General features: G+C 73.2%; 9 protein-coding genes. 2 read left to right on the top strand and 7 right to left on the bottom strand.

Annotated elements, in window-relative coordinates; genetic code table 11:
* Positions 1-11 precede the first annotated feature (11 nt).
* The 4 genes from EAD96_RS25370 to EAD96_RS25385 form a co-directional block, all read right to left on the bottom strand.
* Positions 12-959, bottom strand: coding sequence for an LLM class flavin-dependent oxidoreductase (locus tag EAD96_RS25370; protein WP_121686035.1), 948 nt, complete (start codon positions 957-959; stop codon positions 12-14).
* Positions 960-1,028: 69 nt separating this feature from the next.
* Complete coding sequence (locus tag EAD96_RS25375) at positions 1,029-1,907, bottom strand: oxidoreductase (protein ID WP_120568729.1); 879 nt, start codon at positions 1,905-1,907, stop codon at positions 1,029-1,031.
* A gap of 73 nt (positions 1,908-1,980) precedes the next feature.
* Positions 1,981-3,315, bottom strand: coding sequence for a low temperature requirement protein A (locus EAD96_RS25380; protein ID WP_120568730.1), 1,335 nt, complete (start codon positions 3,313-3,315; stop codon positions 1,981-1,983).
* Positions 3,316-3,359: 44 nt separating this feature from the next.
* A complete protein-coding gene (locus EAD96_RS25385) occupies positions 3,360-3,926 on the bottom strand; it encodes a TetR/AcrR family transcriptional regulator (protein WP_120568731.1) in 567 nt (188 codons plus the stop codon).
* A 147-nt stretch (positions 3,927-4,073) separates the two neighbouring features.
* Here EAD96_RS25385 and EAD96_RS25390 point away from each other — a divergent pair, with 147 nt between their 5' ends.
* A complete protein-coding gene (locus EAD96_RS25390) occupies positions 4,074-5,009 on the top strand; it encodes an SDR family NAD(P)-dependent oxidoreductase (RefSeq protein WP_120568732.1) in 936 nt (311 codons plus the stop codon).
* Positions 5,010-5,071: 62 nt separating this feature from the next.
* On the opposite strand, the gene sucB is transcribed toward EAD96_RS25390, so the two are convergent.
* Positions 5,072-6,934, bottom strand: a complete 1,863-nt coding sequence (gene sucB / locus EAD96_RS25395; RefSeq protein WP_121686036.1) for a 2-oxoglutarate dehydrogenase, E2 component, dihydrolipoamide succinyltransferase — start codon at positions 6,932-6,934, stop codon at positions 5,072-5,074.
* 66 nt (positions 6,935-7,000) lie between these two features.
* Entirely contained in the window at positions 7,001-8,392 is a 1,392-nt protein-coding gene (gene lpdA / locus EAD96_RS25400) for a dihydrolipoyl dehydrogenase (protein WP_121686037.1), read from the bottom strand.
* A 179-nt stretch (positions 8,393-8,571) separates the two neighbouring features.
* On the opposite strand from lpdA, the gene EAD96_RS25405 reads away from it, so the two are divergent.
* Positions 8,572-8,901, top strand: a complete 330-nt coding sequence (locus EAD96_RS25405; protein WP_064448299.1) for a hypothetical protein — start codon at positions 8,572-8,574, stop codon at positions 8,899-8,901.
* Positions 8,902-8,955: 54 nt separating this feature from the next.
* Here the strand turns inward: EAD96_RS25405 and EAD96_RS25410 are convergent.
* The coding region (locus tag EAD96_RS25410) for a leucyl aminopeptidase (RefSeq protein ID WP_233586172.1) at positions 8,956-10,195 on the bottom strand (1,240 nt) is incomplete at its 5' end.

Consider the following 10,195-nt stretch of genomic DNA (forward strand, 5'->3'; position numbering starts at 1 on the left):
GCGCACAGTGTTCACTTTCGAGTGTGCTCGAAGTCCAGCTCTTTTCCCGCCAGCCGGGGCAGGAGCGGCGCGAGCGCGTCGACGGCTCCGGCGCGTACCACGAAGCGGGTGACGCCCCAGCGGCGCTCGTGCCCGGCCACCGCCGCGACGATCTCGTCGGGCGTCCCGGCCAGCACGAACGGGGTGGCCAGCACCTCCGCCGGGGTGAGTCCGGTCTCGGCGGCCGTCCCGGCGGCGGCCGCCTCCGCGTCGTCGGAGACGGCGACGTGCTGGACCAGCGCCTCCAGGACCGGCGGGGTGTCCCGGCCGGCGGCGCCGGCCGCGACGCACGCGAGCTGCGCCTCGATCTGGTCGGCCCGCCACCGGACGGTGTGCTGGTGGCCGTCCGGCAGCGTCCGGCCCAGGCCGGCCAGGCCCACCACGTCGGCGTGCCTCCCGGCCCAGCGCAGCAACGTCGAGTTGGACGTGCCCACGGTCAGCGGGATGCGGTCCTGGACCGGCCGGGGTGCCCTGAGGCGGGCGGCGTGCGCGGCCAGCTCCTCCGTGTCCACTGTGACGTCGTCGCCGGCCAGCAGCGCCCGTACCGCCTCGGTCACCGCGACGCAGCGGCGGACCCGGCCGGCGACGTCCGGACGCTCGCGCCCGACGGCCCGCCACTCGGCCGGCGTGTGGCCCGCGCCGACGCCGAACCGGGCCCGTCCGCCGGAGACCACGTCGAGCGTGGCCACGTCGGCGGCGAGCAGGATCGGTTCCCGGACGCCGGCGTTGGAGACGTACGAGCCGAGGCCCAGCGTGCTGGTCACGGCCGCCGCGGCGGCGAGCGCGACGAACGGCGACGCGCAGTCGCCGGGGTGGTCGGCCGCGAACAGCGCGTCGAAGCCGGCCGCCTCGACGGTACGGGCCAGCTCGGTCCAGCTCGCCGCGTCGGTGGGTTGGGCCTGCACGGAGAAGGTCGCCATCGCCTCAGCATCGGCGCGCACGCGGCGGTGGGCCACCCCGTACGCGCCGATTCTGCCGACGGCCGAACCTCACACCGCGTCGAGGCGGGCCAGGTCGGCGGGGGAGAGGCGCAGCGCGGCGGCGGCGATGTTCTGCTCCAGGTGCGCCGGGTTGCCGGTGCCGGGGATGGCCAGCACGTTCGGGCCCCGGGCCAGCGTCCAGGCCAGCCGGACCTGGGCCGCCGTCACACCGTGCTCCCGGGCCACCGCGTGCACCTCCGGGTGCTCCTCGCCGGTGGCGCCGGCCTCCCGGCCGCTGGTGACGATGGAGAAGAACGGCACGAACGCGGTGCCGTGCGCCGCGCAGTCCCGGATCAGCTCGTCGTGGGTACGGCGGTAGCCCAGGCCGTACGAGTTCTGCACGCACACCACCGGGGCGATGGCGCGGGCCTCGGCGACCTGGTGCGGGCGTACCGCGGAGACGCCCAGGTGCCGGATCAGCCCGGCGTCGCGCAGCTCGGCCAGCGCGCCGAAGTGCTCGGAGAGCGGCTCCGGGCCGTGCACCCGCAGGTTCACCACGTCCAGGTGGTCGCGGCCGAGCTGGCGCAGGTTCTCCTCCACCTGCCCGCGCAACTGGTCCGGGCGGGCCGCCGGCAGCCACTGCCCGGACGGGTCCTTGCCGGGCCCGACCTTGGTCACGATGACCAGATCGTCGGAGTACGGCGACAGCGCCCGGTTGATCAGCTCGTTGGCCGAGCGCAGCGGCGAGAAGTAGAACGCGGCCGTGTCGATGTGGTTGACGCCCAGCTCGACGGCGCGGCGCAGCACGGCGACGGCCCGGTCCCGGTCGCTCGGGCTGCCGTCGGCGTTCGCGGTCAGCCGCATGGCGCCCAGGCCCATCCGGTTGACGGTCAGGTCGCCGAGCTGCCAGGTGCCGGCCGCGCCGGCGTGGACGGTGTCGATGGTCATGCGATCCCCGTATCCCTCGTCTGCGGCCCCGGTGCGGGACCGACAGGTATCACGAGGGCGGCGGGCAGGTGGTTCACCCGTTCTCGTCGCGGTCCTCGGGTTGCTCGTGCCAACGGGCCCGCCAGGCCGCCTCGTGCGCCTCGTGGCTGGTGCGTTCCTCGAAGACCAGCTTGCGCAGCGCCTGCCGGCCCTCGGCGAAGACGATCACCTCGACGGCCACCATACCCACGGTGATCGCGGTCAGCATGCCCAGCGCGGCCAGCCCCGGCACCCGCTCGGCGACCGGGATGGTCACGCCCAGCAGCAGCACCGTGCCGACCCGGGTCCAGCTCACCGTGCGCAGGGTGCGGAGCTGGAACAACATGTTGCCGCAGAGGTAGCAGATCACGCCGCCGAACAGCAGCGGCACGCCCGGGCCGTGCGCCGGTTCGCTCGGCGGCACGTTCGGGTCGGCGATCCCGTGCACGATCGTCTCGGCGCCGAGCGCGAACAGGATGATGCCCGCGATCATCGGCAGGAAGAGGTACGCGTACGCGTCCCGGGCCATCGCCACCCGGGGGCCGTCCTGTGCGGCGTGCAACGCGATCCGTGCGGCCGGCCCGACCATGTCGTAGTGCGCCCACCAGAGCGCGGCGGTGAAGAAGATGCCGAGCACCGCCGCCGCCACCGCCGGCCAGGTGGGCGGCTGGCCGAGCAGGTTGCTGCCGACGCCGACGGAGATGACCGACTCGCCCAGCGCGATGATCAGGATGAGGTCGTACCGCTCGGTCCAGTGTTCGGCGGACGAGACACCCCAGCCCCAGGTGCCGGCGAGGATGCCGGTGCCGTACTGGAGCAGGATGACGCCGGCCCACAGCACGTCCCGCAGCACCGAGGCCGAGAACAGGTCGTCGATCTTCGGCGGCAGCAGCGCGGCGACCAGCAGCAGCGCGGTACTGCCGATCACCTCGGGGGCGAACCGGATCAGTTGCCGGCGCTCGTTCGGGCTGTCCCGGACGGCGTGCCGGTAGAGCAGCAGGTGCACCAGCCGCAGGACGGTGTAGCTGAGCGCCGCGACCATCGGCCCGGCCTCGTTGCCGCGCGGGTCGCGGAACGCGTGCGGCAGGGACAGCGCGAACGTGAACAGCGCGGCCATGCCGACTGTCATGAGCACCGGGACGAAGCCCTCGCCGAGGCGTACCCGGGTGGCCACCACGCTGTGCACCACCCACGACCACCAGAGCACGGCGAGGACCAGCAGCGCGTGCAGCAGCGCCCCGCCGGTCACCTGGAGCGCGGTGGCCCGGGTGATGATGAAGAACGAGAAGACGAAGACCAGGTCGAAGAAGATCTCGAACCGGTCGACCCGGGCGCCGGGGGCCACCGGCACCGCCGGTCCCAGGCGTCCCCGCCACCCGTACGAGCCCACCGGCCGAGTCTGTCAGCGCAGGTCGGGCCGGGTGGCCGATTCGGTCAGCCCGGCCGGTGGCGCAGGCCGTCCATCAGCAGGTCGAGCAGGCGTCCGGCCTGGGCGCGCTGGTCCGGCTCGCCCGCCACCAGGGAGACCCCGCTGAGGCTGGCGAGCACGTCGGCGGCGGCCACGTCGGCGCGTACGACACCGGCCGCCGCACCGGCCGCGAGCAGTTCGCCGAGCGCGGCGAGCAGCCGGTCGCGGCTCTGCGCGTACGGGTTGGCGCCGGAGGCGATGACCAGGCGCAGCGCGTCGGCCATGCCCCGCTTGGTGGCGAGGTAGTCGACGAACCGGTCCATCCAGGCGCGCAGCGCCGCGTCGGCGGGCTGGGCGGCGAGCAGCGCCGGTGCGGCGTCGCAGAGCTTCTCCAGCTCGTTGCGGTACGCCGCCTCGATCAGCGCCTCCCGGCTGGGGAAGTGGCGGTAGAGCGTGCCGATGCCGACGCCGGCCTCCTTGGCGACCCGGTCCAGCGTTACCTCCGGGCCGTCCTGGGAAAACGCGTGGACCGCGGCGTCCAGCAGCCGCTGCCGGTTGCGCAGCGCGTCCGCGCGCAGCGGTCGGTCGGGCACGGGCCCTCCTCCCTCGGCCGGGTCGCCGGCCCGGCACCGTGGTAACCGGAGCCCCCTCCGGTTATGCTGGTGGAGTAACGGAGGATCCTCCGCTTCTCATCGTAGCGGGCGGACATCGGTCCGCGTCGCCGTCGACAAGGATGGACCATGACAACCCCGACACCAGTCACCACCCCGTTCTCCGCCGAGACCACAGCCCTGGAGGTCGTCCGCGACCTGGACCTGACCGGCCGCCGGGCCGTCGTCACCGGCGGCGCCTCCGGGATCGGCGTGGAGACCGCCCGCGCGCTCGCCGCCGCCGGAGCGGACGTCACACTCGCCGTCCGCAACACCGAGGCCGGGCAGCGCGCCGCCGACGACATCACCGGCACCACCGGCAACGACCGGATCCTGGTCGCCCCGCTCGACCTCGCCGACCTCGCCTCGGTGGCCGCGTTCGTCCGCACCTGGGACGGACCGTTGCACATGCTCGTCGACAACGCCGGGATCATGGCCTCGCCCGAGATGCGCACCGAGCAGGGCTGGGAGATGCAGTTCGCGACCAACCACCTCGGCCACTTCGCGCTCGCCACCGGGCTGCGCCCGGCGCTCGCCGCAGCCGACGGAGCGCGGATCGTCTCGGTCAGTTCCGCGGCCCACCTGCGCTCACCGGTGGTGTTCTCCGACATCCACTTCCGGCAGCGGCCGTACGACCCGTGGCTGGCGTACGGGCAGTCCAAGACCGCGAACGTGCTGTTCGCGGTGGAGGCGACCCGCCGCTGGGCGGACGACGGCATCCACACCAACGCGCTGATGCCGGGCGCGATCCGGACCAACCTTCAGCGCTACATCAGTGAGGAGGAGCTGGCGCGGATGCGCAGCGGCAACGCGGCCGCGTTCAAGACCCCGGAGCAGGGCGCGGCGACCTCGGTGCTGGTCGCCACCTCGCCGCTGCTCGACGGCGTCGGCGGCCGGTACTTCGAGGACTGCCAGGAGGCCGGGCCGAACCAGCCGGGCACGCGTACCGGCTGGGCCGCGTACGCCCGGGATCCGGAGGCCGCCGAGCAGCTCTGGACCGTCTCCGAGGAGCACCTGCGCGGCTGACCCGCGGAAACGACGAAGGGGGCGCGCGGCATGTCGCCGCGCGCCCCCTTACCGTCTCGGATCTACAGACCCAGTTCGGCCTCGAAGTTGCCGCCCTCCAGCCGCTCCTTCACCGCGGTGAGGAAGCGGGCCGCGTCGGCGCCGTCGATCAGCCGGTGGTCGTACGACATGGCCAGGTAGACCATCGACCGGATCGCGACGACCTCGCCCAGCTCCGGGTCGTTGACCACGACCGGGCGCTTCACCACGGCACCCGTGCCGAGCATCGCCGACTGCGGCGACGGCACGATCGGGGTGTCGAACAGCGCGCCCCGGCTGCCGGTGTTGGTGAGCGTGAACGTCGCCCCGGCCATCTCGTCCGGGGTGATCTTGTTGGCCCGGGTGCGCTCGGCCAGGTCGGCGATCCGCTTCGCGATGCCGCCCATGTTGAGGTCACCGGCGTTGTGGATGACCGGCACGAGCAGCCCGCGCTCGGTGTCCACCGCGATGCCCAGGTGCTCCGCGGCCGGGTAGGTGATCGTCCCGCCGTCCAGGTCCATGCTGGCCTGGATGATCGGGTACGTCTGGAGCGCCTCGATCGCGGCCAGCGCGAAGAACGGCAGGAAGGACAGCTTCACGCCGTGCTTGGCCTGGAACGAGTCCTTGGCCCGCGCCCGCAGCCTGGCGACCTTGGTGACGTCGACCTCGACGACGGTGGTCAGCTGCGCCGTCTCGTGCAGCGACTGCTGCATCCGCTTGGCGATGGTGGCCCGGATCCGCGGCAGCTTCTCCGTGGTGCCCCGCTTGGCGCTCGGCTCCGGCTTGGCGGCCGGCTTGGCCGGGGCCTCGGCCTTGGCGGCCGGCGCGGCGGCGGCCGGCTCCGGCTTGGCGGCCTTCGCCTTCTCGGCCGCCTCCAGCACGTCCTGCTTGCGGATGCGGCCACCCACGCCGGTGCCCTTGATCGAGCCCAGGTCCACGCCGTGCTCGGCGGCGAGCTTGCGCACCAGCGGCGTCACGTACCCGGCGGCGTCCTCGCCGTACTCGGCCGGGACGCTCGGGCGCTGCGCGGCGGCCGGCGCGGACGGCTGGGCCGCCGCCTCGGCCTTGGCCGGCTGCGCGGCCTGCTCCGCCTCGGCGGCCGGCTCGTTGTAGGACGCGCCCGGCGTGGGCTCCTCGACCTTCGGCTCCGGCTTGGGCTCGGGCTTGGGCTCGGGCTTCGCCTCGGCCTTGGGCTCCGGCTTGGGCTCCGGCTTGGGCTCGGGCTTCGGCTCCGCCTTCGCGGGCGCGGCGCCGGCCACCCCGACGATCGCCAGCACGGCGCCGACGTCGGCGGTCTCGTCCTCGGCGACCTTGATCTCCTGCAGCGTGCCGGCGACCGGCGACGGGATCTCGGTGTCGACCTTGTCGGTGGAGACCTCCAGCAGCGGCTCGTCCACCTCGACGGTCTCGCCGACCTGCTTGAGCCAGCGGGTGACGGTGCCCTCGGTGACGCTCTCGCCCAGGGCCGGCATGGTCACCGGCGTGCCCTCGCCCGACGACGCGGCGGGCTGGGCCGGCTCCTCGACGGCCGGCTGCTCGGCCTCGGCACCCGGCTCGGCGGCGGCCTGCTCGGCCTGCTGCTCCGGCTCGGGGCCGGTGCCCTCGGCGGCGGCCGTCGGCTCGGTGGCCGGCTCGGCCTCCTCGGTGGGAGCCGCGCCCGCGTCCTCGCCCTCGCCGGCGATGACCGCCAGCTCGCTGCCGACCTCGGCGGTCTCGTCCTCGCCGACCACGATCCGGCTCAGCACGCCCGCCGCGGGGGACGGGATCTCGGTGTCGACCTTGTCGGTCGACACCTCGAGCAGGGGCTCGTCGACCTCGACGGTGTCACCCTCCTGCTTGAGCCAGCGCGTGACGGTGCCCTCGGTGACGCTCTCGCCGAGCCGGGGCATGGTGACCGATACCGGCATGTTCTCCAGACTCCTTCATTCCCCTGGTGGGATCATCGCCCGTCGCCGGACGCCGCGGTTGTCGTGTCAGGCGTGCGCGTGCAGCGGCTTGCCGGCCAGGGCCAGGTGCGCCTCGCCCAGAGCCTCGTTCTGCGTCGGGTGGGCGTGCACGAGCTGCGCCACCTCGGCCGGGTACGCCTCCCAGTTGTAGATGAGCTGCGCCTCGCCGATCAGCTCACCGACCCGGGCGCCGACCATGTGCACGCCGACCACCGGGCCGTCGTCCACCCGGACCAACTTCACGTGGCCGGCGGTCTTGAGGATCTGGCTCTTGCCGTTGCCGCCCAGGTTGTAGTTGTAGGTCTTGATCTTGTCGGCGCCGTACTGCTCCTTGGCCTTCGCCTCGGTCAGGCCGACCGACGCCAGCTCCGGGTCGCAGTAGGTGACGCGCGGGATGCCGGCCTCGTCGATCACGGCCGGGGTCTTCCCGGCGATCTCCTCGGCGACGAAGATGCCCTGCTGGAAGCCGCGGTGGGCGAGCTGGAGGCCGGGCACGATGTCGCCGACGGCGTAGACGTTCGGCACGCTGGTGCGCAGCCGCTCGTCGGTCAGCACGTAGCCGCGGTCCATCTTGACGCCCTGCTCCTCGTAGCCGAGGCCGGCGGTGTTCGGGCCGCGGCCCACGGCGACCAGCAGCAGCTCGGCCTCGACCGTGTCGCCGCCCTGGATGGTCAGCTTCACGCCCTTGTCGGTCTTCTCGACCTTCTCGAACGGCTTGCCGACCTTGAAGTTGATCTTCCGCTTGCGGAACGCCCGCTCCAGCGCCTTCGACGACTCCTCGTCCTCGGCGGCGACCAGGCGGGGCAGCGCCTCGACGATGGTCACGTCCACGCCGAAGGACTTCCAGACGCTGGCGAACTCGACGCCGATCACGCCGCCGCCGAGCACGATCGCCGACGACGGGATCCGGTCCAGCGTCAGCGCGTGGTCGCTGGTGATGATCCGCTCGCCGTCGATGTCCAGGCCGGGCAGGCTCTTGGCGTACGACCCGGAGGCCAGCACGACGTTGCGGCCGGTGTAGCGCTTGCCGTCCACCTCGACGACGTTCTTGCCGACCAGCTTGCCGGCACCCGCCACGAAGGTGATCTTCTTGCTGCTGCCCACCAGGCCCTGGAGGCCCTTGTACAGGCGGGAGACCACGCCGTCCTTGTACGAGTTGACCGCCGTGATGTCGATGCCGACCAGCTCGGCCTTCACGCCGAACTGCTCGGACTCGCGGGTCTGGTCGGCGATCTCGGCGGCGTGCAGCAGCGCCTTGGTCGGGATGCACCCGTTGTGCAGGCAGGTCCCGCCCAGCTTGCCCTTCTCGATGAGCGCGACGGAGAGGTCCAGCTGGGCGGCACGCAGCGCCGCCGCGTAGCCGCCGCTACCACCTCCGAGGATGACGATGTCGAAGGTCGTGTCGTTCGGCTCGCTCACATCCAACTCCCAGGTCGCGTCACTGCATCGGGGGTTACGGCGGAGTAACAGGCACACCCCACCTCGGTCATCTTGTCACCACCACGGACCGGGCGCGTACCGAGGTGCCCAACGACACGTCGGTGACACGTACCCTTGGCACCGTTCTCGATGACGGCGGTGGGGGAGGAGTGGATTCGGTGGGGCTGTTCCGACGACGCAAGCGGGCGGCCCCGGCGAGCCGCGACCGCGCCGCCGACCGTGCCGATCTGGACCATCTGGAGAATTTCGTCCGCACCCGGAAGGGCGTCGAGGCGTACATCGAGCCGCGTACGACAGTCACCGAGACCACGATCATGCTGATCGCCGACGACGGCGAGTGGACCCGGCGGCGCGTCGGCGGGCCGGACGAGGCCCGCCGCTGGGCGCACCGGATCGCCATCCCGATCTACGACGTGCGGCTGATGGGCTATCCGCAGCGGATGCGCGACTACAACGAGCGCCGCAAGCGCCGCCCGGAGCTGTACTGAGGTCACGCGAAGGGGCCCCCGGCAACGCCGGGAGCCCCTTGCCGTGCGCGTCGGTCAGCCGTTGGCGGCGACGTCCTCGACCAGGTGCACGAGCGTACGCACCGGCACGCCGGTGCCGCCCTTGGTCCAGTAGCCGGTCGCCTCGCCCGAGTGGTAGCCCGGACCGGCGATGTCGATGTGCGCCCACGCCACGTCGTCGGTGACGAACTCGCGCAGGAACACCCCGCCCTGGAGCATGTGCCCGGCCCGGTCCATCCCGGCGTTGACCTGCGAGATGTCCGCGACCTCCGACTCCATGCCCTTGCGGACGTCATCCGGCAGCGGCATCGGCCACGCCGGCTCACCGGTCGCGTCACCGGCCACCCGCACCCGCTCGCACAGCTCCGGGGTGCCCATCACACCGGCGATCCGCTTGCCCAGCGCGATCACCTGCCCGCCGGTCAGCGTGGAGGTCTCGAACAGGTAGTCGGCGCCGTCCGCGCAGGCCCGCGCCATCGCGTCGGCCAGCACCATCCGGCCCTCGGCGTCGGTGTTGAGCACCTCCACCTTCTTGCCGTTGAACATGCTGATCACGTCGCCCGGCCGGTAGCTGGTGCCCGACGGCATGTTCTCCGCCATCGGCAGGTAGCCGGTGACGGTGACCGACGGCTTGAGCGCCGCGACCGCCAGCATGGCCGCGCCGACCGCCGCCGCGCCGGCCATGTCCGACTTCATTTCCCACATGCCCTGCGCCGGCTTGATCGAGATGCCGCCCGTGTCGAACGTGATGCCCTTGCCGACGAGCGCGACCCGCTTGCCGTTGCCGCCGCCCTCCGGCGTCCAGGTGAGCTTCACCAGTCGCGGCGGGGCCTCGGAACCCTGGCCGACGGCGAGGATGCCGCCGTAACCACCGGCCGCCAGCGCCGCCTCGTCCAGCACCTCGACCTCCAGGCCCGCCTCACGGGCGGCGGCGGAGACGACGTCGGCGAACGCCGGGGGACGCAGCTCGTTCGGCGCCGTGTTGACCCAGTCCCGGCTGGTCCGCACCGCACCGGCCACCGCCTGCGCCCGCGCGATCTCGGCCCGGGCGGTCGCGTCGGCCGCGTCCGGCACCGCCACCAGCACCTCGGCCACCGGCTCGCGCCGGGCCGGCTGCGGCTTGGTCTTGTAGCCGGCGAACCGGTAGCCGCCCAGCAGCGCGCCCTCGGCGACCGCGCGCAGCGCGGCCGGGGCGTCGGCGTCGTCGGGCAGCGGCGCACCCGCCCACGCCCTGCTGCTGGCGACCGGCGGGGAGAGCATCGCCGCCGCGTTCGAC

Origin of the sequence: Micromonospora sp. BL1 (genome assembly GCF_003667485.1) — a bacterium.
GTDB classification, from domain to species: domain Bacteria; phylum Actinomycetota; class Actinomycetes; order Mycobacteriales; family Micromonosporaceae; genus Micromonospora; species Micromonospora tulbaghiae.